The organism is Rhizobium glycinendophyticum (genome assembly GCF_006443685.1).
GTDB classification, from domain to species: domain Bacteria; phylum Pseudomonadota; class Alphaproteobacteria; order Rhizobiales; family Rhizobiaceae; genus Allorhizobium; species Allorhizobium glycinendophyticum.
Window position 1 is genome coordinate 457223 of record NZ_VFYP01000001.1, and the last position, 22436, is coordinate 479658.

19 protein-coding genes, 1 tRNA gene, 1 riboswitch and 1 other annotated feature are annotated in these 22436 nt (G+C 61.9%); of the genes, 14 read left to right on the forward strand and 6 right to left on the reverse strand.

Annotated elements, in window-relative coordinates; all coding sequences use genetic code 11:
* Positions 1-7: 7 nt before the first annotated feature.
* The 5 genes from pstC to phoB are packed head-to-tail and all read left to right on the forward strand — an operon-like array spanning position 8 to position 5114.
* Positions 8-1468: a phosphate ABC transporter permease subunit PstC gene (pstC, locus tag FJQ55_RS02250; protein WP_140826101.1), complete on the forward strand. Its 1461-nt coding sequence runs from the start codon at positions 8-10 to the stop codon at positions 1466-1468.
* Positions 1465-2820, forward strand: coding sequence for a phosphate ABC transporter permease PstA (gene pstA / locus FJQ55_RS02255; protein WP_140826102.1), 1356 nt, complete (start codon positions 1465-1467; stop codon positions 2818-2820). Before pstC ends, pstA begins: the two co-directional genes overlap by 4 nt.
* Before the next feature lie 35 nt (positions 2821-2855).
* The gene (gene pstB, locus FJQ55_RS02260) at positions 2856-3641 is read left to right on the forward strand and encodes a phosphate ABC transporter ATP-binding protein PstB (protein WP_246085115.1); all 786 of its coding nucleotides are present in this window, start codon (positions 2856-2858) and stop codon (positions 3639-3641) included.
* Between the two features lie 47 nt (positions 3642-3688).
* A complete protein-coding gene (gene phoU, locus FJQ55_RS02265) occupies positions 3689-4402 on the forward strand; it encodes a phosphate signaling complex protein PhoU (RefSeq protein WP_140826104.1) in 714 nt (237 codons plus the stop codon).
* A 28-nt stretch (positions 4403-4430) separates the two neighbouring features.
* Positions 4431-5114 carry a phosphate regulon transcriptional regulator PhoB gene (phoB, locus tag FJQ55_RS02270; protein WP_062276616.1) on the forward strand — a complete coding sequence of 228 codons (684 nt, stop codon included), beginning with the start codon at positions 4431-4433 and terminating at the stop codon, positions 5112-5114.
* A 134-nt stretch (positions 5115-5248) separates the two neighbouring features.
* Here the strand turns inward: phoB and FJQ55_RS02275 are convergent, their stop codons facing one another.
* Positions 5249-5785, reverse strand: coding sequence for a GcrA family cell cycle regulator (locus FJQ55_RS02275; RefSeq protein ID WP_140826105.1), 537 nt, complete (start codon positions 5783-5785; stop codon positions 5249-5251).
* Positions 5786-6219: 434 nt separating this feature from the next.
* Between FJQ55_RS02275 and FJQ55_RS02280 the strand changes: the two genes are divergently transcribed.
* From FJQ55_RS02280 to FJQ55_RS02300, 5 genes are all read left to right on the forward strand, one after another.
* Positions 6220-7416, forward strand: a complete 1197-nt coding sequence (locus FJQ55_RS02280; protein ID WP_140826106.1) for an aspartate aminotransferase family protein — start codon at positions 6220-6222, stop codon at positions 7414-7416.
* Positions 7417-7436: 20 nt separating this feature from the next.
* Positions 7437-8354: an ornithine carbamoyltransferase gene (gene argF, locus FJQ55_RS02285; RefSeq protein ID WP_140826107.1), complete on the forward strand. Its 918-nt coding sequence runs from the start codon at positions 7437-7439 to the stop codon at positions 8352-8354.
* A gap of 121 nt (positions 8355-8475) precedes the next feature.
* On the forward strand, positions 8476-9465 hold the full coding sequence (locus FJQ55_RS02290) for an Hsp33 family molecular chaperone (protein ID WP_140826108.1): 990 nt from the start codon (positions 8476-8478) through the stop codon (positions 9463-9465).
* A gap of 143 nt (positions 9466-9608) precedes the next feature.
* Entirely contained in the window at positions 9609-11579 is a 1971-nt protein-coding gene (locus FJQ55_RS02295; RefSeq protein ID WP_208758175.1) for a putative bifunctional diguanylate cyclase/phosphodiesterase, read from the forward strand.
* A 57-nt stretch (positions 11580-11636) separates the two neighbouring features.
* Positions 11637-11692 (forward strand) — a sequence feature (sul1 is cis-regulatory element that is thought to sense ions involved in sulfur or methionine metabolism; They are found in Alphaproteobacteria).
* Between the two features lie 63 nt (positions 11693-11755).
* The gene (locus tag FJQ55_RS02300; protein WP_140826109.1) at positions 11756-13225 is read left to right on the forward strand and encodes a SulP family inorganic anion transporter; all 1470 of its coding nucleotides are present in this window, start codon (positions 11756-11758) and stop codon (positions 13223-13225) included.
* 76 nt (positions 13226-13301) lie between these two features.
* Here the strand turns inward: FJQ55_RS02300 and FJQ55_RS02305 are convergent, their stop codons facing one another.
* From FJQ55_RS02305 to FJQ55_RS02315, 3 genes are all read right to left on the reverse strand, one after another.
* A complete protein-coding gene (locus FJQ55_RS02305) occupies positions 13302-14246 on the reverse strand; it encodes an MYG1 family protein (RefSeq protein WP_140826110.1) in 945 nt (314 codons plus the stop codon).
* Positions 14247-14319: 73 nt separating this feature from the next.
* Positions 14320-14712, reverse strand: a complete 393-nt coding sequence (apaG, locus tag FJQ55_RS02310) for a Co2+/Mg2+ efflux protein ApaG (protein WP_140826111.1) — start codon at positions 14710-14712, stop codon at positions 14320-14322.
* Between the two features lie 191 nt (positions 14713-14903).
* A complete protein-coding gene (locus tag FJQ55_RS02315; protein ID WP_140826112.1) occupies positions 14904-16082 on the reverse strand; it encodes an O-succinylhomoserine sulfhydrylase in 1179 nt (392 codons plus the stop codon).
* A 45-nt stretch (positions 16083-16127) separates the two neighbouring features.
* Positions 16128-16206, reverse strand: a riboswitch (SAM riboswitch).
* A gap of 73 nt (positions 16207-16279) precedes the next feature.
* Between FJQ55_RS02315 and FJQ55_RS02320 the strand changes: the two genes are divergently transcribed.
* The 3 genes from FJQ55_RS02320 to FJQ55_RS02330 all read left to right on the forward strand — a co-directional run bounded on the left by FJQ55_RS02320 (position 16280) and on the right by FJQ55_RS02330 (position 18372).
* The gene (locus FJQ55_RS02320; RefSeq protein WP_140826113.1) at positions 16280-17380 is read left to right on the forward strand and encodes a 2'-deoxycytidine 5'-triphosphate deaminase; all 1101 of its coding nucleotides are present in this window, start codon (positions 16280-16282) and stop codon (positions 17378-17380) included.
* A 70-nt stretch (positions 17381-17450) separates the two neighbouring features.
* Positions 17451-17524: transfer RNA gene (locus tag FJQ55_RS02325), tRNA-Gly, on the forward strand.
* A gap of 230 nt (positions 17525-17754) precedes the next feature.
* Positions 17755-18372 (forward strand): sulfotransferase family protein, encoded by a 618-nt coding sequence (locus FJQ55_RS02330; RefSeq protein WP_161596934.1) that lies wholly within the window; start codon positions 17755-17757, stop codon positions 18370-18372.
* A gap of 54 nt (positions 18373-18426) precedes the next feature.
* Here FJQ55_RS02330 and FJQ55_RS02335 read toward each other — a convergent pair whose 3' ends face one another.
* Positions 18427-18984, reverse strand: coding sequence for an NADPH-dependent FMN reductase (locus tag FJQ55_RS02335; RefSeq protein ID WP_140826115.1), 558 nt, complete (start codon positions 18982-18984; stop codon positions 18427-18429).
* A 54-nt stretch (positions 18985-19038) separates the two neighbouring features.
* On the opposite strand from FJQ55_RS02335, the gene FJQ55_RS02340 reads away from it, so the two are divergent.
* On the forward strand, positions 19039-20586 hold the full coding sequence (locus tag FJQ55_RS02340) for a VOC family protein (protein ID WP_140826116.1): 1548 nt from the start codon (positions 19039-19041) through the stop codon (positions 20584-20586).
* Here FJQ55_RS02340 and FJQ55_RS02345 read toward each other — a convergent pair.
* Positions 20535-22424, reverse strand: a complete 1890-nt coding sequence (locus FJQ55_RS02345; protein WP_246085002.1) for a glycosyltransferase family 2 protein — start codon at positions 22422-22424, stop codon at positions 20535-20537. The two genes, FJQ55_RS02340 and FJQ55_RS02345, sit on opposite strands and share 52 nt — an antisense overlap.
* Positions 22425-22436: the final 12 nt, after the last annotated feature.

The window sequence follows — 22436 nt, forward strand, 5'->3', positions numbered from 1 at the left end:
GGGCAAAATGGACGTGAGTATCATCATCCTGGGCGTATTGGCCCTTGCGGCGATCGGTTACGCGCTGGGGCGCCGACGGGCGATGTCCCTCTCGGCCGAACGCGGCAGAAAGCTGCATTCTCTTCCCGGTTTCTACGGTCAGACGGTCGCCCTGATTACCGCCGTCCCGGCGCTGATCCTGCTGATGCTCTGGCTGACCCTGCAGCATCCGATCATCGATGGCCGGATCAGTGGCATGATCACGGACGCCTCCGTGCCGGAAGGCGGCGCGCACAGTCTCGTGATGGCGGATGTCCGCCGCATTGGTGATGGTCTTGCTGTTCTGCGCGAAGCCGATGCGAAGGCGGGTGCCGATGTCGACATCAAGGCTCTCGACGCCGACAACATTCGCAGCCGCCTTGCCGGTGCTGGCATTGCGCTCGGTGCCGATGTCCCGGCCGAGGTTTTCGAGGCCGCCAAGGCATACCGCGCGGACATCGATTTCAGCCAGCTCCTGATGACCATCGCGGTCTTGGCGCTTGCGATTGGCGCGCTGCCGCTCGCCTATATCCGCATCGATCCCGAACTTCGGGCGCGCAACATCAGCGAGAGCTTCGTCAAGGCGATCTTGATGATCTCCTCGCTCGTGGCGATCATGACCACGGTTGGCATCGTCGGTTCGCTGGTCGTCGAAACCTATGTCTTCTTCACCATCTATCCGGCCCAGGACTTCTTCTTCTCGACCGTCTGGAACCCGCAGTTCCGCGGTGGATCCGACCTCGGTATCCTGCCGCTGCTATGGGGCACCTTCTACGTCTCGCTGATCTCGCTGATCATCGCCGTTCCGATCGGCCTGATGATCGCGGTGTTCCTGTCGGAATATGCCGGCCCGAAGACCCGCAGCATCGTCAAGCCGGCGATCGAAATGCTGGCCGGTATCCCGACCATCGTCTACGGTCTCTTCGCACTCGTTACGGTCGGCCCTTTCCTGCGCGACTGGCTGGCCCAGCCGCTCGGCCTCGGAAGTTCGTCCTCGTCCGTTCTGACGGCTGGCCTCGTGATGGGCGTGATGATCATCCCCTTCGTCTCCTCGCTGTCGGACGACATCATCAATGCCGTTCCCCAGGCGCTGCGTGACGGTTCTTATGCACTGGGTTCCACCCAGTCGGAGACGATCAAGCAGGTCGTCCTGCCGGCCGCTCTTCCGGGCATTGTCGGCGCCGTCCTGCTCGCCGCCAGCCGCGCGATCGGCGAGACCATGATCGTCGTGCTCGGGGCAGGGGCCTCGGCGAAGCTCGATCTCAATCCTTTCGAGGCGATGACGACGGTGACGGTCAAGATCGTCAGCCAGCTGACTGGGGATACCGAATTTGCAAGCCCCGAGACCCTGGTTGCCTTCGCGCTCGGCCTCACCCTTTTCGTCATCACGCTCCTCCTGAACGTGATCGCCCTCTACATTGTCCGTAAGTACCGGGAGCAGTACGAATGACCGACCTCACCGCATTCGGAGCCCCCGCAGCAAAGGGGCAGGCCAAGTCTCTTTTGAGCCTCGACGAACGGACCCGCAAGCGCAATGCCGCTGAAGCGCGTTTCCGCCTGCTCGGCAAGGCCGCCGTCGCCTTCGGCATCATCGCGCTCGTCGGCCTTCTCGCCTCGATCCTGTCGAACGGCCTGTCCTCCTTCCAGCAGACCTACATCACCATCGACGTCTATCTGGATCCGGCCAAGCTCGATCCGTCCGGTACCGGAGATCGCGCTGCCATCGCCAAGGTCTCGACCTTTGGTTACGCGCCGCTGATTCAGAAGGCTCTGGGTGACGCAATAGCCGCCAAGGGCCTGGCCTCAGAGGGTTTGACTCCCAAAGCTGTAGGCGAACTGATCTCCAAGGATGGGCCTGCCAACCTCCGCAACTACGTGCTGGCCGACCCCTCCGTCATCGGCAAGACGGTCTCGTTCGACCTCCTGGCTGCCGGTCGCATCGACGGCTACTACAAGGGCCGCGTGACGATGGAGAGTGCCAAGCTCGACCGCAATGTTTCGCCCGAGCAGCTGGTGCTGGCCGACAAGCTGAAGGAAGCCGGCATTCTGGTGACCAAGTTTAACTGGTCCTTCTTCACCTCGGCAGATGCCTCGGACACCCGTCCTGAAGCCGCCGGCCTCGGTATCGCCATCATCGGCTCCGCCTACATGATGCTGATCGTCTTGGTGCTTTCGCTGCCGATCGGCGTCGCCACGTCCATCTATCTGGAAGAGTTCGCGCCGCAGAACTGGTTCACCGACCTCATCGAGGTGAACATCGCCAATCTGGCGGCCGTTCCCTCCATCGTCTTCGGTATTCTGGGCCTCGCCGTGCTGATCAACTTCGTCGGGCTGCCCCAGTCGGCGCCGATCGTCGGCGGCTTGGTTCTGACCCTGATGACCCTGCCGACCATCATCATTGCCACCCGTTCGGCGTTGAAGGCCGTGCCGCCTTCGATCCGCGACGCCGCCCTCGGTGTCGGCGCCTCGAAGATGCAGTCGATCTTCCACCACGTCCTGCCGCTCGCCATGCCGGGCATCCTCACCGGTGCGATCATCGGTCTGGCCCGTGCGCTGGGCGAGACCGCACCGCTGCTCCTGATCGGCATGGTCGCCTTCGTCAAGGAATTCCCCGCCGGCCCGCCGGACGGTTTCTTCCAGCCCGCCTCGGCGCTGCCGGTGCAGGTCTACAACTGGACCCAGCGCGGTGACCCGGCCTTCGTGGAGCGTGCCTCCGGCGCCATCATCGTCCTGCTGGTCTTCCTGATCCTGATGAACCTGGTTGCAATCATTCTTCGTCGCCGCTTTGAGCGCCGTTGGTAAGGGGGTGTATGATGATGAACAATCTCTCGACAAAGATGACGACGACGAAAGCGCCAATCATGACTGAATCCAAGATCACCGCACGCGACGTGCAGGTTTACTACGGCGAGAAGCAGGCCCTGCGCGACGTGAACATCGAGATCCGTCCGCGCTCGGTGACCGCCTTCATCGGTCCGTCGGGCTGCGGCAAGTCGACCTTCCTGCGCTGCATCAACCGGATGAACGATACGATCGCCAGCTGCCGCGTCGAGGGCAACATCCTGATCGATGCGGAGAACATCTACGACGCCAAGGTCGATCCGGTGCAGTTGCGCGCCAAGGTCGGCATGGTCTTCCAGAAGCCGAACCCGTTCCCGAAGTCGATCTATGAGAACGTCGCCTACGGCCCGCGCATCCACGGCCTCGCCAAGAACAAGGCCGACCTCGACGAGATCGTTTCGACCGCCCTGCAGAAGGCCGGCCTCTGGAACGAAGTCAAGGATCGCCTGGATGCGGCCGGTACCGGTCTGTCCGGCGGTCAGCAGCAGCGCCTGTGCATCGCTCGCGCCGTTGCCGTCAGCCCGGAAGTCATCCTGATGGACGAGCCCTGCTCGGCGCTTGACCCGATCGCAACCGCAAAGGTCGAGGAACTGATCCACGAACTGCGCGAGAACTACACGATCGTCATCGTCACCCACTCGATGCAGCAGGCCGCCCGCGTCTCCCAGCGTACGGCCATGTTCCATCTGGGCGAGCTCGTCGAAGAGAACGACACGGACAAGATGTTCACCAACCCGGACGATCAGCGCACGCAAGACTACATCATGGGCCGCTTCGGCTGAGGTCACTCGGTCACATCGGGCTCACTTCAACATCAAGGATCTAGGTTATGGCTTCCTCACACATCTATTCGGCCTTCGACGAGGAACTGAAATTCCTGATGCGCCGCATTTCCGAGATGGGCGGTCTGGCGGAGCAGATGGTCGCTGAAAGCGTGCGTTCGTTGGTCAATTCCGACGCAGCACTCGCCCAGAAGGTCATCTCTGACGACGTCGTCATGGACGCGATGGAAAAAGAAATCGGCGAAAAGGCTGTGGTGACCATCGCCAAGCGCCAGCCGGTCGCTTCGGACCTTCGCGAAATCATCGGTGCCCTTCGCATTGCCGCCGATCTGGAGCGCGTCGGCGATCTCGGCAAGAGCAACTCCAAGCGCGTTGTCGCCATCCAGGCGACGGGCGTTCCGCGCAAGCTCGCCCGCGGCCTTGAGCATCTCTCCGATCTGGCACTCGCCCAGCTCAAGGAAGTGCTCGACGTCTACACGACCCGCTCCGCCGAGAAGGCGAAGTCGATCCGCGACCGGGACGAAGAGATCGATGCGATCTACACCTCGCTGTTCCGTGAGCTTCTGACCTACATGATGGAAGATCCGCGTAACATCACCAGCTGCACGCATCTTCTCTTCTGCGCCAAGAACATCGAGCGCATCGGCGACCACGCGACCAACATCGCGGAGACCATCTACTACATGACAACAGGTGCGCCGCCGGAAGGCGAGCGCCCGAAGGAAGACCTGACGTCTTCCGTCGGTGCGATCACCGAATGAGCCTTGGCCACAGCGAGGTGATGGTCTGATGCAGCCGAAGATTGCCGTGGTGGAAGACGAGGAGGCGCTGAGCGTCCTCCTGCGCTATAATCTGGAGTCGGAAGGATATGAGGTCGAAACGATCCTGCGCGGCGACGAGGCCGAGATCCGTCTGCAGGAACGGGTACCGGACCTGCTGATCCTCGACTGGATGCTCCCGGGCGTCTCGGGCATCGAGCTCTGCCGGCGCCTGCGCGTGCGACCGGAGACCGAGCGCCTGCCGATCATCATGCTGACCGCGCGAGGCGAGGAGAGCGAGCGAGTGCGCGGACTGGCGACGGGGGCCGACGACTATGTCGTCAAGCCCTTCTCGACGCCGGAACTGATGGCCCGGGTCAAGGCGATGCTCCGTCGTGCCAAGCCCGAGGTTCTGTCGAGTGTGCTCCGCTGCGGCGACATCGAGCTCGACCGCGAGACGCATCGCGTGCACCGCAAGAGCCGCGAAGTGCGCCTCGGCCCGACCGAGTTCCGGCTTCTCGAATTCCTGATGACCTCGCCCGGCCGCGTTTTCTCGCGTTCGCAGCTGCTCGACGGCGTGTGGGGTCACGACATCTATGTCGACGAGCGCACGGTCGACGTGCATGTCGGGCGCCTGCGCAAGGCGCTGAATTTCTCCAACATGCAGGATGTGATCCGGACCGTTCGCGGTGCGGGCTATTCGATGGAAGCCTGAGGCTTCGAGCACTTGCCAACCAACCGAGGCCGCACGGAGGATTGTCCGTCGCGGCCCTTTTTGTTTTAACCTGCGGTTCAAAAGAAACGGGCCCCGAAGGACCCGTCTACATCATCTGATGTTCTTTCGATCGCTTAGCGAGCGGCCTTGCGGCGGTCGCTCACCGGCTGATAGGCCAGCTTTGCGTGATAAGTGCAGTAAGGCGATGCGTCGTTGATTTCGCAGCCGCAGAAGTGGAAGTCGTCCTTCATCGGATCGCCGATCGGCCACTTGCAAGTGCGTTCCGTCAGTTCCGTCAGCGCCAGACGGCGCGAGATCGGAACAACGACGTTCAGCGGACGGCTGACCTCGACTTCGTGGAAAGCGTCGACTTCGACTTCTTCTTTCAGCAGGGTGGCGCCGGAAGCCCGGGCAACGGTGCGGGTGGTGGCATTGGCGGCCGGACGGGCCTGGAAGGTCGTCGGGCGTTGCGTCTGTGTGGCGCGCTTGGCAGGACGCGCCGCAGAGGAACTGCCGCCGGCCTTGGCCCGGCCCGGCAGGTTCAGCCGGTGTACTTTGCCGATGACGGCGTTTCGGCTCACGCCACCCAGTTGCGCTGCGATCTGACTTGCGCTCAGGCCTTCGGCCCAGAGACGCTTCAGTTTTTCGACCCGCTCATCAGTCCAATTCATGCCATACTTCTCCGCCGCTCGCGTGTGTCATGGCAGAATCCGTCACCGTTGCTTCGAACGAATTCGAAACAAAACCGCCTCGTAACTGTCGGTGATCACTTCCGCCGCATGCAATCTCTTAATGAAATTTAACCTAGAGGCAGGCTGACTCTGTGACAAGAGTCGCAGGAATCATCTGGAATCGATTTTCCGGTTTTCCCCAACTTGCTTCCCGAGTGAGTCAAGTATGCAACAGGTGGAATCTGCGCCCGGGACTCGCGCGCGGTTCGGATCCGTTTTCCCCCGCGGACCCAAGTTTCGCCAAGTTTCGTTGACATTGCAGGGTTAAATGAAGATAGTGCCCTCGCCGCCGCAAGGCGGCATTTTTAATTGTCTCGAGCCCGCGGGGCTCGACCCCCGTACCCACTGCGGGATCAAGAAGGAATGCAATCGCCATGGCAGACGCTACGCCGCTCTATCAGACCTACAATCGGGCGCCGCTGCGTTTCGAGCGAGGCGAGGGCGTCTGGCTGATCACCGAGACCGGCGAGCGCTATCTCGATTTTGCCGCCGGCGTCGCCGTGACCTCGGTTGGCCATGGCAACCCGCATGTGGTAGGCGCGCTGAAGGATCAGGCCGACAAGGTCTGGCACCTGTCGAACCTCTATGAGGTGCCGGGTCAGGAGAAGTTGGCCAAGCGCCTGACGGATGTCACCTTCGCCGACCGCGTCTTCTTCACCAATTCGGGTGCCGAAGCGCTGGAATGTGCAATCAAGACGGCGCGCCGTTATCATTTTGCCAAAGGCCATCCGGAGAAGTTCCACATCATCACGATGGAAGGCGCCTTTCATGGCCGCACCATCGCGACGATCGCTGCCGGCGGTCAGGAAAAGTATCTCGAAGGTTTCGGTCCCAAGGCGCCCGGCTTCGACCAGGTTCCCTTCGGTGATCTCGATGCCGTCAAGGCCGCCATCACGGATGCGACGGCCGGTATTCTCGTCGAGCCCGTTCAGGGCGAAGGCGGCATCCGCCCGATCCCGGTCGAGATGCTGCGGGCACTCCGCGACCTGTGCGACGAGCATGGCCTGCTTCTGATCCTCGACGAGGTCCAGTGCGGCGTCGGCCGTACCGGCAAGCTATTCGCCCATGAATGGGCCGGCATCACGCCCGATCTCATGGCGGTTGCCAAGGGCATCGGCGGCGGTTTCCCGCTTGGCGCCTGCCTGGCGACCGAAGAGGCCGCCCACGGCATGAAACCGGGCACCCATGGTTCGACCTATGGCGGCAATCCGCTTGCCATGGCCGTCGGCAATGCCGTGCTTGACGTCGTGCTGGCCGAAGGCTTCCTCGACCATGTTCGCGATGTGGCGCTTGTCTTCCGCCAGGGTCTGGCCTCACTCGGCGACCGCTATCCCGATGTGATCGAAGAGGTCCGCGGTGAAGGCCTGATGCTCGGCATGAAGGCCAAGGTGCCCAACACCGAACTTTTGATGGCGATGCGCGACGAGCATCTGCTTGGCGTTCCCGCCGGCGATAACGTCATCCGCCTGCTGCCGCCGCTTACCGTCAGCGTCGCCGAGGCCCGTGAGGGCATCGCCCGCATCGAGCGCGCCGCAGAACACATCCGCGCCAAGGCCGCTGTAACCGCGTAAGGTCAAGACAGGTACAACTCATGGCATCCCCGAAGCATTTCCTCGATCTCTCCGCCGTTTCAGCGCAGGACCTGCGTCACATGCTGGACGACGCGCGCACCCGCAAGCAGGCGACGAAGGTCGGCAATGCCGACAAGCCGCTTGCCGGCAAAATGCTGGCGATGATCTTCGAGAAGCCGTCCACCCGTACCCGCGTCTCGTTCGACGTCGGCATGCGCCAGTTGGGTGGCGAAACCCTGTTTCTCTCCGGCACCGAAATGCAGCTCGGCCGTGCCGAGACCATCGGCGATACCGCGAAGGTGCTTTCGCGTTACGTTGACGCGATCATGATCCGGACGACGGATCACTCCCGTTTGCTGGAACTGGCAGAGCATGCGACGGTGCCGGTGATCAACGCCCTGACGGACTTGACCCACCCCTGCCAGATCATGGCAGACATTCTGACGGTCGAGGAACATCGTGGCCCGATCGCCGGCAAGACGCTGGCCTGGACCGGGGACGGCAACAATGTGCTGCATTCTTTGGTCGAAGGTTCGGCCCGTTTCGGTTACAAGATGAACATGGCCGTGCCGCTGGGCTCCGAGCCGGATGACAAGATCCTCAACTGGGCCCGCAACAATGGCGGCGAGATCATGCTCTGCCATGATGCCGACCGTGCCGTTGCCGGCGCCGACGCAGTGATCACCGACACCTGGGTGTCGATGAACCAGGAGCACAAGGCGCGCGGCCACAACGTCTTTCAGCCGTTCCAGGTCAATGCGGAGTTGATGAAGAAGGCGAAGCACGAGGCGCTCTTCCTCCACTGCCTGCCGGCTCATCGCGGCGAAGAAGTAACGGACGAGGTGATCGACGGCGCCCAGTCGGTGGTCTTCGACGAGGCGGAAAATCGCCTTCATGCGCAGAAGTCCATTCTCGCCTGGTGCCTCGGCGCCATCTGAGGCGCGGGGCAAGCGGGCAGGGCGATGTCTTGACCTTTGGCGCAGGTGATCCCATCTGTGCGCTTTCTGATCGGGCTGCTCAAGCCCTGCGATTGGGCGTTTCGGCGCCAGGAGTACATTCATGTCGAATAGACAAGCAGAACTCGGCGAATTCGGTTTCGCCGGTGACGACAGCGTGGTGCCCTTTCAGGTCGAAGGGCTCGACGTGCGCGGCCGTGCCGTCCAGCTCGGGCCGCTGATCAACACCATTCTCGACCGCCACGCCTATCCGCAGCCGGTTGCACGCCTGCTCGCGGAAGCCATCGTCCTGACCGTCCTGATCGGCACGTCGCTGAAATTCGAAGGCAAGTTTACGGTTCAGACCAAGGGTGACGGGCCGGTCGACCTGCTGGTCGCCGACTTCACCACGCCGGAAAACGTCCGCGCCTATGCCCGCTTCGATGAACAGGCGCTGGCCGACGCCGTTGCCGCCGGCCGCTCGTCGCCGGAACAGCTGCTGGGCACCGGCGTGCTTGCCTTCACCATCGACCAGGGCTCTTTCATGCAGCCCTATCAGGGCATCGTGCCGCTAGACGGAACCTCGCTCGAAGACATCGCCGGCGTCTATTTCCGCCAGTCGGAACAGATTCCGACGCGGGTGCGCCTGGGGGCTGCCGAGCTCTTCGACCGCGACGAGAATGGCAAGCCGCGCCGCACCTGGCGGGCCGGTGGTCTGATCGCGCAGTTTCTGCCTGAGGCACCGGAGCGCATGCGTCATCCGGACCTTCATGGCGGCGACGGTGACGATCGTGAAACCGACCTGCATGGTGACGAGGCGTGGGACGAGGCCCGCATGCTAGTCGACACGATCGATGCCGACGAACTGACCGACCCTCAGGTTGGCGTCGAACGGCTGTTGTTCCGACTCTTCCACGAGCGCGGCGTGCGGGCCTTCGCCCCCCAGGCGGTACACGACAGGTGCAATTGTTCGCGTGACAAGATCAAAGGCGTGCTGCAGGGCTTTTCCGCAGAAGAGATCGAGTCGAGCATGGAGGAGGGTCAGGTGACGGTTACCTGCGAATTCTGTTCGACCAGCTATCACTACCAGCCAAGCGAGCTTATTGCCGCGTAAACATAAGCTCTGCCGGCCGGCACTGATCCGGCCGGTCTACCCCAGTTAGATTGCATGCCGCGAATGGTTGTATCCTATCGCGACATTCATTTATTCTAAACGGCAGATGCCTAAAATCCGGCAATACCTTCGCGAGGGATGCCATGGGGTTTAATGCAAATAGAGCAGTGCCGTACGACACATCGCGCAGGGACAGGGACGCGGAAGGCACTGTTGATCCCCCGGGGTTCGGCAAACTCCTTCGTCATCTCAAGAGCCAGTATCATGTCTGGACCAGCGCTACGCGCCGCCGCGCCATGGCGGATGCGTATCGACCGATTGTACGGGGTTTTCTGCTGCCAGGTTGTGCCTATTATGTCTTCGTGACATGGGGACACTGGGAAGACGAGACGGGACTCCCGTTCCTGATCCTCGCCGGCATCAGCCTTTCTACCGCAATCCTTTACGCCATCTTCCGCTGGGTTATGCTGCCTGCTGGTGGCACACCGCTCCGCAGGCTCGAGGCGATCGGTCTCATCACGAACCTGCTGATGTATGCAAACGTCCTCGCCTATATGACGCTGCATTTCGAAGAGCAGAAGCTCATCTATTTCGTGCTCATGGCGGTGGTTTTTTCGACCACCGGCGTCACACTGCGGGCAACGCTTGCGAGCGTCGTCATTTCCATCGGCACCCTCTTCATTTTCGCCCGCCAGGCCACGCCCGAGATTGCACATCAGTTCGCCTTCATCGGCGTTGCCACCTCCTTCGCCTCGCTGGGCATGGCGACGCTGTTGCGCAAGGCGATCCTGCGCCAGATCGACGCGCGCCTCTTTGCCGATCAGCTTGCGGCTCTCGACAGTCTGACGGGGATCGCCAATCGACGCTCGATCTTCGCCCGCGTCGACAGGCTGGTGGAGGAGAAGACGCCCTTTTGGATCGGCATTCTCGACCTTGATGGTTTCAAGTCGATCAATGACATTTATGGCCATGCCGTCGGTGATCATGTCCTGTGCGAAGTCGTGGATCGGCTGGGCGATCGGGGTGATGCCGGCATCCAGTTCGGCCGCATCGGTGGCGACGAATTCGCCGTTGTCGTCATCGGAGAACACGAGGCAAGCGAAATAGAGGCAATCGGCAATGGTCTGATCAAGGCAATCAGCCGGCCCTATGAAATGCAGCCAATGCTGCTTTCCCTGGGAGGTACGATTGGCTTCGCGCAGTTCCCCGCCATGGGAGACAGTACGCGACAGATCTACGAGAAGGCTGACTTTGCGCTCTACCGCGGCAAGCAGTCTGCCCGAGGGCAGACGGTGGTCTTTACATCCGACCAGGATCAGGAGATGCGCGAAGCGCTTTCCCTGGAGCGGGCGCTGCGCGAGGCCAATCTGGAGCAGGAACTCTACCTGCTGTTCCAGCCGCAATTCGACGTCAAGAAACAGGCAGTCGTCAGCTTCGAGGCGCTTGCCCGCTGGCAAAGCCCGGCCCTTGGATTGGTCCCGCCTGATCGCTTCATCCGTGCTGCCGAGCGGGCCGGGCTGATCCAGAGTGTCACGCAGGTCCTTTTCAGCAAGGCGCTGGACGCACTAGACCTGTGGCCGGAGCACATCACCATTTCCTTCAATCTCTCGGCTCAGGACCTGGCCGATCGCGCCTTTCTCTTTTCGCTTGTGGCTCAGGTCACGAAGCGGGGCATCGCGCCGTACCGGGTAGAATTCGAGATCACCGAGACGGCGGTGATGAAGGACATCGCCGCCTCCAGGCTCCTGCTCGAGGATCTTTCCGGCCTCGGCTTCAGGATCGCCCTCGATGACTTCGGCTCCGGCTATTCAAGCTTCGAATACCTGGACCAGCTGCCGCTGAACAAGGTGAAGATCGACAAGACATTCGTGCGCAAGGTGGCGCAAAGCGCAACCTCCCGCGAGATCGTCGCTGGCATCATCACCCTGTGTCGCAATCTCGACCTGAAATGCGTTCTGGAGGGCGTCGAGACGGAAGAAGAGATGCGGAACCTCAGCCCGCTTTCGCCTCAACTGATCCAGGGCTATCTCTACGGAAACCCGATGTCACAGCGCGACGTACTCGGCCTGTTGCTCGCGGCAGAGCATGCGGAGGAAGCCGAGTCCACCGCATAAGATGCGGTTACGCTGACTTGCCATCGCAGTCACAGCACGTTAGGACATCCGCATCCACTAGGACCCGGTGCAAATCCGGGTGGCTCTTCTGGCCGCCGATCCGCCAGACAACCTCAGCAACGCAATCCTCCCCCAGTCAGGCTCTGCCCGGCTCGTTGTCCTATTCTGTGGTTTTTATGACATCCTTCATCACCTATCGACGCGAGTGGTCCGCCAACCCTCTGCGTGAAATGCTCGCCGGCGCGGTTGCCACTTTCGCGCTCATCCCCGAGGTCATCGCCTTCTCCTTCGTCGCGGGCGTCGATCCGCAGGTCGGCCTCTTCGCCTCCTTCGTGATCGGCATCGTGATTGCCTTTGCCGGCGGGCGTCCTGCGATGATTTCCGCAGCCGCAGGCTCCGTTGCTCTCGTCGTGGCACCCTTGGTCGCGGCACATGGTCTGCCTTATCTGCTGGCCGCCGGCCTGCTGGCGGGCCTGATCCAGATCGTCTTCGGCCTTCTGCGTCTCGGCGCTCTGATGCGCTTCGTGTCGAAATCCGTCCGTACCGGCTTCGTCAACGCGCTGGCAATCCTCATCTTCGCGGCGCAACTGCCGCATATCCTGGATGGCGGCTGGCTGAACTATGCGATGATCGCAGCCGGCCTTTGCATCATCTATCTCGTGCCTCGGCTGATGACGGCCATCCCGTCGCCGCTGATCTGCATCCTGGTGCTTACGATCGGCGCCTCGGTCCTCGATCTGCCGGTCCTGACGGTTGCCGATCTCGGTCACCTGCCGGACTCGCTTCCCACCCTTTCCTGGCTCACTGTGCCGCTCAATCTGGAAACGCTGCAGATCGTTGCCGGTCCCGCAGTGGCCATCGCGATGGTTGGACTGTTGGAATCAATGATGACGGCAAGCGTGGTCGATGACCTGACGGACACACCGAGTTCCAAGAACCGGGAAAGCACCGGCCTTGGCCTTGCCAATGTCGCTGCCAGTCTCTTCGGCGGCATTGCCGGTTGCGGCATGATCGGCCAGACGGTCAGCAATGTGAAATACGGTGGCCGCGGCCGCCTTTCCACGCTGTTCGCCGGCGCGCTTCTGCTTGTCCTGATGGTTCTGCTGAAGCCTTGGGTGTCCCAGGTTCCGGTCGCGGCACTCGTTGCCATCATGGTGATGGTTTCGATGGACACCTTCGACTGGTCGTCGCTCCGGAGCCTCATTGTGCATCCGAAGATGTCGAGCGTCGTGATGGTCGCGACCGTGATTGTTACGGTGCTGACGGCAAACCTCGCACTCGGCGTCGCCGTTGGCGTGTTGTTGAGCGGCGTCTTCTTCACCTTCAAGGTCGCGCGCCTGCTGAAGGTCGAGACGGTAGCCGACGAGGCGGCGGGCCTGCTTCGCTACCAGGTCTCGGGACAGGTCTTCTTTGCCTCTGCCGATCTCTTCGTCGACGCATTTGATATCCGTGACGCCGAAGGCCTTCGGGTCGTGATCGATCTAACTCAGGCTCATCTCTGGGACATCACGGCGGTCGCTGCCCTCCACCGTGTCGTCCAGCGGTTCCAGGCGCACGACATCCCCGTAGAGGTGCTGGGCCTCAATCAGGCAAGCGCGACGTTGATCGACAGCGTTGGGCCGGCAGGAGAAGCGCGCCCGGCCTGACCTCCTATAGGCGACAACAATCCGCCGGGTTCCGAGGGAGCGCGGCGGCTTAACATTGTAAAGGCATTGGCGTTTCTCAGGCCGGTACGGAGGCCGACCTTTCCGCCAAAGCGGCCTCCACCGCAAGATCCGCCATCGCCAGGATCGCCTCGCGGGTCGAGGCGGCGGCGATGAAGCGGCCGTTGTGACAGAAGCTGGCGCCCTTGACGCCGCAAATGGCTTCGAGCTCGCCATTGCTCAAGCCCGCCCAGGCGGCCGGCAAGTCGGCTCGAAGTTCAAAACCTTCGTCCGTTCGGCGGATACCGGTGATGCACCAGTCCTTGTCCCGAGGATGCACCACGAAGAGCAGGTGGTCGGCACCGGCCTTCACAATGGCCGGGCGGAACGGCATGCCGACGGGAAGTTCCAGCACACGCCCCTCACCAGTCTGCGCGATGGCTGCGGTCACCACAGACTCCGCCCGGCATTTGGCGGCACGCTGGGCGATGCCCGCTTCGACGAGGCTCCGGGCGATGGCGAGCGCCGCTTGGAACCCGCGCTCCTCAGCCTCTGTGCTGCGGTCGTCAAAGACGGGTTTCAGCGTCTCCAAGAGGCTGGGGAGCGTCAGGTCGGCAAGAGGGCCGGCGCTAGCCGGGCTCAGGGCGCCATTGTCCATCAGGTCCACCGGCAGCACAAACTTCCGGTCGAAGCCTTGATGAATGTTCTCGATATCGGCTTCGGGAATGCCGAGTGCCGCGAGATAGGCTTGGCCGTAGTGTTTCCAGACTAGGCCGAACGAGCTGTAGGGCTGGCCGTCGTCGCGCAAGGGCGCGCCGCGCTGGTGGTGGTCGAAGATTTGCGCCTCGGCATCATAGCGGCCGCCGACATCAAAGATGATCCTGTCTGTCGCCGGCGTGATCCACTCCGGCGCCCGGCTGCGCACGATGCGTGCCTGCGGAAAAAGCCGCGTGAGGATGACGCTGGACAGAAGTTCATCGGCATGGAAGCCACCATTATGGGTGACGAGGAAGGCTGGGTTCATGCCGGGATACCTTTTGCCAGACGAAACGGGTGCCAGCTCTGATAGCGTCCGCCGCAAGCGAACTCAACCCGCTCTAGTTCAGCGTACGATGCATGCCCGGGCTGTCGAGAGAAAAGGCAGGAATATCGACATCGAACGTCTCCCCATCCTCGGTTTCCATGCGGTACGAGCCGTACATCATGCCAGACGGCGTATCGAGCGGGCAGCCGGAGGAATATTCATAGGTCTCGCCTGGGTCGAGCCGTGGCTGCTCGCCAACCACGCCTGGGCCGCTCACCTCGTCGACCTGGCCGTTCTGGTCCGTGATATGCCAATAGCGGTGGGTCAGCCGCACGGCCGAGCGCGAATGGTTTGAAATCACGATCCGGTAACCCCAGACATAGCGGCTGTCGTCCGGGTCGGACTGTTCCTCGAGATAGTAAGGTTCTACGAGAACCTCGATGTCCCGTGTCAGTGCGCGATACATGCCTGGACCCTGCTCAATCTGCCTGCGTTCATGTCAACATGGAAACCTTCTCACCGGCAACAAGGACCGGCGCGACATTTGTAACCATGCCATGGGATAACGACGCAACGGTGTGCGTCAAGGCCGATTGCTCAGCCGCAGGCTTGGCTGCGGCTGAATATTTTTGGGTTTGGTTCAGTCCTGCGGCGATTTCATAGCCCTTTGAGGGCCTTGGCAAAATCTTCCAGCAGGTCAGCAGTGTCTTCGATCCCGCAAGACAGGCGCACGGTTCCGCCCGAGATGCCGAGCTCGGCCCGTGCCTCGTCGTTGAGGTTCTTGTGCGTCGTGGTCGCCGGATGGGTGATCAGGCTCTTGGCATCGCCGAGATTGTTGGAGATCTTGATGATCTCGAGCGCATTCTGCAGCTTGAAGGCTGCTTCCTTGCCGCCCTTCATCTCGAAGCAGACCAGCGTCGAGCCGCCGGTCATCTGCTTGGCGATGATATCGGCCTGCGGATGGTCCTTGCGGCCCGGGTAGATGACCTTCGCGACTGCATTTTGTTCCGCCAGGAAATCGGCGATCGCTGCTGCATTGGCCGTCTGCTGCTTGACGCGCAGGGGCAGCGTCTCGATGCCCTTCAAAAGCGTCCAGGCATTGAACGGCGACATGGCCGGGCCGGTATGGCGGAAATAGTCGTGCAGATTCTCATCGATCCATTCCTTCGACGACAGCACCACGCCGCCGAGGCAACGGCCCTGGCCGTCGATATGCTTGGTCGCGGAATAGACGACGACATGGGCGCCGAGTTCCAGCGGCTTCTGGAAGAGCGGGGTCGCGAAGACGTTGTCGACAATCAGCTTGGCGCCGATCTGGTCGGCGAGCTTGGCGACGCCGGCAATATCGACCACTTCGAGCGTCGGATTGGTCGGGCTTTCGAGGAACATCACCTTGGTGTTCGGCCGGATGGCGGCTTCCCAGTTGGCGAGATCGCGGCCATCAACGAGCGTGCATTCGACGCCGTAGCGCGGTGCGAGCGTCTCGACGACATAGCGGCAGGAGCCGAATAGGGCACGGGCGGCGACGATATGGTCGCCGGCCTTGACCTGGCAGAGCACGGCAGCCGCAACAGCCGCCATGCCCGATGCCATGGCGCGGGCATCTTCGGCACCTTCCAGCAGGCACATGCGCTTCTCGAACATGTCGTTCGTCGGGCTGCCGTAGCGGGCGTAGATATAGCCGTCATTCTCGCCCTTGAAGCGTGCTTCCGCCGCTTCCGAGCTGTCATAGACGAAGCCCTGGGTCAGGAAGATCGCTTCCGAGGTTTCGCCAAAGGGAGACCGCAGCGTGCCGCCATGGACGAGTTGGGTGGCCGGGCGCCAGTTCTTGCTCATGCACGTGCCTTTCGAACACAAAAAAACCGGTCGCGTGAACGGACCGGTTTCGTAAACCCGGTCTATTTAGCTACTTGTTTAACGTGGCTGCAAGCCGACCGGCCAAATCACCACGGGATAAGGCTGCCTTACGCCTTCGCGGGCCTTGCGTCAATTGGCGGGCTTTGGTTTTGTCAAGCCCAAACAGGATAGAGAAAATGACCAGTAAACCCGGCATTCTGGCGGATCGCGCCATCGGCGCCTTGTTCGGCGAGGGGCGGCTGATCAGCGAAGCCATGCTCGACCACGACCAGATCCAGCCGGCGAGCCTGGATCTGCGGCTCGGCGGCAAGGCGATCCGCGTGCGCGCCAGCTTCATGCCGGGCCGGGCACACACGGTCGCCGAGAAGCTGGAGCGGCTGACCCTGCACGAAATCGATCTCGAAAACGGCGCGGTGCTGGAAACCGGCTGCGTCTACATCGTGCCCTTGATGGAAAGCCTCGACCTGCCGGCCGATATCTCGGCCTCGGCCAATCCGAAGAGCTCGACCGGCCGCCTCGACATCTTCACCCGCGTGATGGTCGATTACGCGCAGGAATTCGACAAGGTGCCGGCCGGCTACAAGGGAAAGCTCTATCTGGAGATTTCCCCGCGCACCTTCCCGATCATCGTCCGGCGTGGCTCGCGCCTGTCGCAGATCCGCTTCCGCGTCGGTCATGCGCTGCTCGCAGAAACCGAACTCTTCGACCTGCACAAGGCCGAGACTCTGGTCGCGAGCGACATGCCCAACGTCTCCGGCGGCGGCATCGCGCTGTCGATCGACCTCAAGGGCTCCGGCCCGCAAGGACTGATCGGCTATCGTGGCAAGCACCACACCTCGGTCATCGATGTCGACCGCAAGGGCGCTCACGAGGTTCTGGATTTCTGGGAACCGCTCCACAGCCGTGGCCGCGACGAACTGATCCTCGACCCGGACGAATTCTATATCTTGGTGTCCAACGAGGCCGTGCACGTGCCCCCGCTCTATGCCGCCGAGATGACGCCCTATGACCCGCTTGTCGGCGAATTCCGCGTCCATTACGCCGGCTTCTTCGACCCCGGCTTCGGCCATGCCCCGGCCGGCGGCTCCGGCAGTCGCGCGGTGCTGGAAGTCAGAAGCCACGAGGTTCCCTTCATCCTCGAACACGGCCAGGTCATCGGTCGCCTGGTCTACGAGCACATGCAGGAACGCCCGGAAGGCCTCTACGGTACGGGCCTCGGCTCCAACTACCAGGCTCAAGGGTTGAAACTCTCCAAGCATTTCCGCCTGCCGGAGTAACAAAGGCACCGGCAAACCCGGCCGCCGCCGCTTGACACCGGCGGCGAACTGTTGGATTCCTCTCCCCGTCGCGGGTGTAGCTCAATGGTAGAGCAGCAGCTTCCCAAGCTGAATACGAGGGTTCGATTCCCTTCACCCGCTCCAGCTCACCGTTGTAAGTGCGCCTAGATTTGCGCCCGTTTGTCCCCCATAGGCGTGGGACTTCAGAGTAGATAGAGCTATGATGTGGGCATGAGCAGTGATGAGTACGGGCACCAATGCTAAGCTTTGCACGTCAAATTAGACAGAACCTTTTCCCAAAACCGCGAGAAAAAGGGTTACGGCGTACTCCTTTTTATGTTCGCTATCCCTATTCGGGACGAGTAAGCATTGTCATGGCGGACATGAGGGGGATGTGTGGCATCGAACGCGGCTTCTTCTTCAATCGGATTCCCAAGTCGGCGAATTCGACCGTGTCGGTGTTTGTTGCCGGCAGCAGTGGTATCTCAAGTGTGCCGGGCGATCTGGTGGGCAATTGGGCAAAGTATGCCTTCCCGAAGCCGAGTGATCTGGAGACCGAGCAGCTCGAAAAATTCGAAGCTAGTTTCAAGTTCACATTTGTCCGAAATCCTTACACGAGGGTTCTATCGGCCTACCTGGACAAGGTGAAGACTGGCAAGAAAATGCCCCCTCTGCCGGATTTTTACAGTTTTTGCCAATACCTCGATCGGGGAGGCCTGCATGCAAACGCTCATTGGGCACCGCAGTCCAGTTTGCTCTTAATCCCGCTGCATCGGTTCGATTTCATCGGCCGCATGGAGACCCTGTCTCAAGACATGTCGGTAGTTGGAAGACGATTGGGTTTTCGGGCGGTAGACGGTAATGTTCGTGCGGGGCCAAAATCCACCAATGCGGACAAGTTGCTGGCTGAACATCTTGATGACGGCAGTCGCCTTATCCTGAATAGGCTGTACGCCGAGGATTTCGACGCCTTCGGCTATACCAAGTTGTGAGCAGGGTGCAGGTCCACGAGTAGGGCTGGATAGCGTATGGCGTTAGGATCCCCTTTACTCGAACTCCCCCGCAAACCGCCCAAACGCCGCCAGCAAATCCCCCAGTCGCTTGGCTGTAGCCTCGTCCGTCAGCTTGCCCTCCGCGTCGAACAGCGTATGCGCCCGCGACACCATCAGGCGTTTCTCCGAAAACACCCGGCAGCCAAGCGTATGCAGGACCGAGAGCCAGGCATTCTGGCTGAGCAGCGTGCCGAAATTGCCGGGTGAAGCGCCGACCAGGGCGAAGGGCTTGCCGCCGAAGACCTTGGCTGTGTCAGAGGAGGGGCGCGACAGCCAGTCGATGGCGTTCTTGAAGGGGCCGGGAATGCCGTTATTGTATTCGGGGGTGAACAGGATCACGCCGTCGGCGGCGATGATCTTGTCTTTCAGCGCCGTGACGGCAGCCGGGATGCCTTCGGCCTCTTCCAGATCGCCGTCATAAAGCGGAATGCCATGGATGCCCGCAGCCTCCAGCGTATAGCCTTCGCCCTTGATCTCTGTCGCGGCCCTGAGAAGCGCCGTGTTGAGCGAGCCCTTGCGCAGGCTTCCCGAAATGCCGAGCAGTGTCACCATGGTCTTTTCCTCGTCTCGATTTGTTGTAAGGGAGGGTAGAACAGGGAGACGACCATGACCAGCGGCCTGCACCACATCACGGCAATAACCCGCAAGATCCAGGCCAATGTCGACTTCTACTGCGGCTTCTTGGGGTTGCGCCTCGTCAAGCGCACCGGCGGCTTCGAGGATGCGGCACAGCTGCATCTCTTCTATGGGGATGCGGTGGCAAGCCCCGGCTCGCTCGTGTCATTTCTTGCTTGGGAGGACGGCTCTCCGGGCCGCGTTGGTCACGGTGCGGCAAGCGAGATCGCCTTTGCCATTCGCCCTCAGGCGTTCGGCTTTTGGCTGACCCGGGCGCTGCAATCGGGAATTGGAACCGAAGGTCCGGCGATGGAGTTCGGCGAGCCGGTGCTGCGGCTGAAAGATCCCGATGGTATCATCGTCAAGCTTGTGGGGACCGAGGCGGTCAAGGGCGGCACGCCCTGGAACGCACGTGGCATCGAGACTGACGACGCGATCATCGCCCTGCGCGGGGCGACGCTTCTGTCCGAGCATACGACCGAAACGACAGGTTTTCTGGCGCGCCATGGCGGGTTTGTGCCTGTGGAAACGGCCGGCAGCATCACCCGCATGATATCGCAGAGCGGCCAGATCCTCGATATTAGGGACGCGACCGGTTTCTGGCCGGCAGCACCTGGCACCGGCGCCATCGATCACGTGGCACTGCGCCTGCCCGATGTCGCCGCCGTGGATGCCGAGGTCGCGTCGCTGGCGAGCGAGGGGATCGATGCGGTCAACGTGCATGACCGCAAGTATTTCTATTCGCTATATGTCCGCGAGCCGGCCGGAGGCCTGATCGAACTGGCGACGGATGATGGTCAGGGCTTTTCCATTGATGAACCCCTGGAGGTGCTCGGAACCACCCTCTTCATTCCCGATCATTTTCGCCTGCGCCGCGAGGATATCGTGCCCATGCTGCCGCAGTTCGGTTTACCCGGCGAGCCGCGCATCCTCTATCGCGACCTGCCTTTCGTCTATCGAATCCACGAGACTGACGCCCCGGATGGCTCAACCCTGATGCTGTTGCACGGGACAGGGGGTAACGAAGCGAGCCTCCTGCCGCTCGGCCGCAAGATCCGGCCGGCAGCCACCCTGATCGGGTTGCGCGGTCGCGCAACGGAAGAGGGTGTCGCGCGCTTCTTCCGCCGCTTCGGGCCACTTGAGTTCGACCAGGCAGACATCCGTGCGGAAGCGGACGCCTTCGCGGCCTTTGTCGAGCAGGCGGTTGAGGCTTATGGGCTGGCGGCGCAAGAGACGGCCTATCTCGGTTATTCGAACGGGGCCAATCTCCTGGCTGCGGCAATGCTGCTGCATCCGGGTCTCGTGCGCCGAGCCGTCCTGATCCGCCCGGTGCCGGTGCTGGATCCCTGGCCAGAGACAGACCTTCGGGGAAGTGATATCCTGATCCTTGCTGGAAGCGAAGACCCTTACCATGCGCGCTCAGTTCGCCTTGCAGACGGTCTGCAGGCGCTTGGGGCCAAAGTGACGCTGGAGGATGTCGACGCCGGTCACGAACTCTCCGGCGAGGACACGCTGCGCGCCGCCGCCTTCTTGCGCTGATCCATCGCCAAGCGGCTGGGGCTGTGGGGCGTCTTGTTCCAGTAGAAGGGGCGCAGACGCAGCTCCACCACGGCTTTCCAGGCGGCCAGAGAGACGGACATCCAGTAAACCGGGATCATCAGCCATTTCCACCCCATGCCCTGCTTCTCGCGGTCCGTCATCGGTGTGGCGCCGAGCGCGAAGAAGACCGTGTAGCTGCCGATGATGTTGACGATGTCGATGCCGAGCATCATCGAGGTGAACAGGCCGGGCTGAGGGGCGGGGATCTTCAAGAGGGACAGGATCGAGAGGGTCACAAAGATCAGCATGCCGGGATGGCTGAGTGCCGCGACCAGCATGCCGCCGACAAGCAGTTGAAAGACCAGAAAGGAAAGCCAGCCCATGTCCCGGCCTGTGCGAAGCGGATGGCGCATCAGCACCAGCCAGGTTTGCAGCCAGCCCTTGTACCAGCGGGTTCGCTGTCCGAGCCACACTTTGAATGAAACGGGAGCGTCTTCCAGTGTGGGTAAGGTGATGGTCGAAGCGTGATAGCCCATACGATGAAGTCGCATGCCGAGATCGGCATCCTCCGTCACGTTGAACGGATCCCAGCCGCCGCTGTCGATCAACACCCGGGTGCGGAAATGATTGGACGTTCCCCCGAGCGGCAACGGCATGCGATGAAAGCCGAGCGCCGGCAGAAGACGGCGAAACAGGGCGGAATATTCGAGCGCGAAGATGGCGCTGATCCAGCTTTCGCCGGCATTGGCGATCACCAGCGGCGCCTGCAGGCAGGCGAGTTCCGGCGGGCCTAAGCGAAAGGCGTGATAGGCTTCGCGCAGTTGCTGCGGATGCGGGCGGTCCTCTGCGTCGTAGATGGTGAGGAATTCGCCGCGCGCACCCGCAAGCGCATAGGTGAGCGCCTTCGGTTTCGTCCGCGGCGCCAGCGCCGGAACCTCGACAACCTCGATATGCGGCCCGGGCTTGGCGGCACGAATGGCGGCCAAGGTCTCTTCATCATCCGCCTCGCAGACGAGCTTGATGTCGAGCCGGCTCTTCGGCCAGTCCAACGTATTAAGGGCTGCCAGCAATTGCGGCACGACAGCCGCCTCCCTGTAGATCGCCACCATCACGGTGTAGACCGGAAGCCGCCCCGTCTCCGCCTCCAGCACAGCCCGGCGCGGCGGGTTCTTTCGGCCATAGGCCACCACCATCAGCCGGAGGAAGAGCCCGCCAAGATGGAAGACGGACAACAGCATGTGAATGATGGCGAGACACAGGAGGGGCGCGAGCATGGCCGAAAGGCTCACGACGCAGAGAAAGAGGCCTGCAACAAAGCCCTGGTCGCCGGTCACCACCAGCCGGGCGGAATTCGGCCGGGCCGTGTCAAATAGCTGGTGCACCGCCAATCTCGCACGTCGGTCCTGCCCGACCTGCCATACGGCGCGCCGAAGGGCAGTCGGCGTGGTGATTACCATCTCCTCTGCAAAACGGTCGCTTCGCTGCAAACGCGCGCGCATGCTTTCCATTGACGTGATGCAGGGCACGATGGCCATGACCGGCGGCCGATCGGGATAATAGAGTCGCAACAGGCGCGGTTCGGTCAGCTGACTGTCGATCGCCCGATGGTCGACCACGAGGTCAGGTGAAATTTCGGCCAGGAAGGACAGGCCATACATGCGCGCCAGACCGGCGAAGTAGGCGTCTTCCTCCACATCGCCGCTCTTCAGCAGCTCTTCCTCAATGGTCGTCCCGGTCTCTAGAGCGCGCCTGATCATGCGCGCGAGGAGCGGTTTGGATATGCCGAGAGAATGGAGAAGCCGCGCCTCGGCCTCAAGGTTCGATAGGGGACGTTCCAAACCGGCCGGCTG

What these genes read in the sequence shown, in the direction of transcription:
- FJQ55_RS02290 (WP_140826108.1), top strand. Translation starts at nt 8,476, where the DNA reads ATGTCGAATAGACAAGCAGAACTCGGCGAATTCGGTTTCGCCGGTGAC.
- FJQ55_RS02340 (WP_140826116.1), top strand. Translation starts at nt 19,039, where the DNA reads ATGACCAGCGGCCTGCACCACATCACGGCAATAACCCGCAAGATCCAG.
- phoU (WP_140826104.1), top strand. Translation starts at nt 3,689, where the DNA reads ATGGCTTCCTCACACATCTATTCGGCCTTCGACGAGGAACTGAAATTC.
- FJQ55_RS02335 (WP_140826115.1), bottom strand. Translation starts at nt 18,984, where the DNA reads ATGGTGACACTGCTCGGCATTTCGGGAAGCCTGCGCAAGGGCTCGCTC.
- apaG (WP_140826111.1), bottom strand. Translation starts at nt 14,712, where the DNA reads ATGTATCGCGCACTGACACGGGACATCGAGGTTCTCGTAGAACCTTAC.
- argF (WP_140826107.1), top strand. Translation starts at nt 7,437, where the DNA reads ATGGCATCCCCGAAGCATTTCCTCGATCTCTCCGCCGTTTCAGCGCAG.
- pstB (WP_246085115.1), top strand. Translation starts at nt 2,856, where the DNA reads ATGACGACGACGAAAGCGCCAATCATGACTGAATCCAAGATCACCGCA.
- FJQ55_RS02275 (WP_140826105.1), bottom strand. Translation starts at nt 5,785, where the DNA reads ATGAATTGGACTGATGAGCGGGTCGAAAAACTGAAGCGTCTCTGGGCC.
- FJQ55_RS02280 (WP_140826106.1), top strand. Translation starts at nt 6,220, where the DNA reads ATGGCAGACGCTACGCCGCTCTATCAGACCTACAATCGGGCGCCGCTG.
- pstC (WP_140826101.1), top strand. Translation starts at nt 8, where the DNA reads ATGGACGTGAGTATCATCATCCTGGGCGTATTGGCCCTTGCGGCGATC.
- FJQ55_RS02330 (WP_161596934.1), top strand. Translation starts at nt 17,755, where the DNA reads ATGGCGGACATGAGGGGGATGTGTGGCATCGAACGCGGCTTCTTCTTC.
- FJQ55_RS02300 (WP_140826109.1), top strand. Translation starts at nt 11,756, where the DNA reads ATGACATCCTTCATCACCTATCGACGCGAGTGGTCCGCCAACCCTCTG.
- pstA (WP_140826102.1), top strand. Translation starts at nt 1,465, where the DNA reads ATGACCGACCTCACCGCATTCGGAGCCCCCGCAGCAAAGGGGCAGGCC.
- phoB (WP_062276616.1), top strand. Translation starts at nt 4,431, where the DNA reads ATGCAGCCGAAGATTGCCGTGGTGGAAGACGAGGAGGCGCTGAGCGTC.
- FJQ55_RS02320 (WP_140826113.1), top strand. Translation starts at nt 16,280, where the DNA reads ATGACCAGTAAACCCGGCATTCTGGCGGATCGCGCCATCGGCGCCTTG.
- FJQ55_RS02305 (WP_140826110.1), bottom strand. Translation starts at nt 14,246, where the DNA reads ATGAACCCAGCCTTCCTCGTCACCCATAATGGTGGCTTCCATGCCGAT.
- FJQ55_RS02315 (WP_140826112.1), bottom strand. Translation starts at nt 16,082, where the DNA reads ATGAGCAAGAACTGGCGCCCGGCCACCCAACTCGTCCATGGCGGCACG.
- FJQ55_RS02295 (WP_208758175.1), top strand. Translation starts at nt 9,609, where the DNA reads ATGGGGTTTAATGCAAATAGAGCAGTGCCGTACGACACATCGCGCAGG.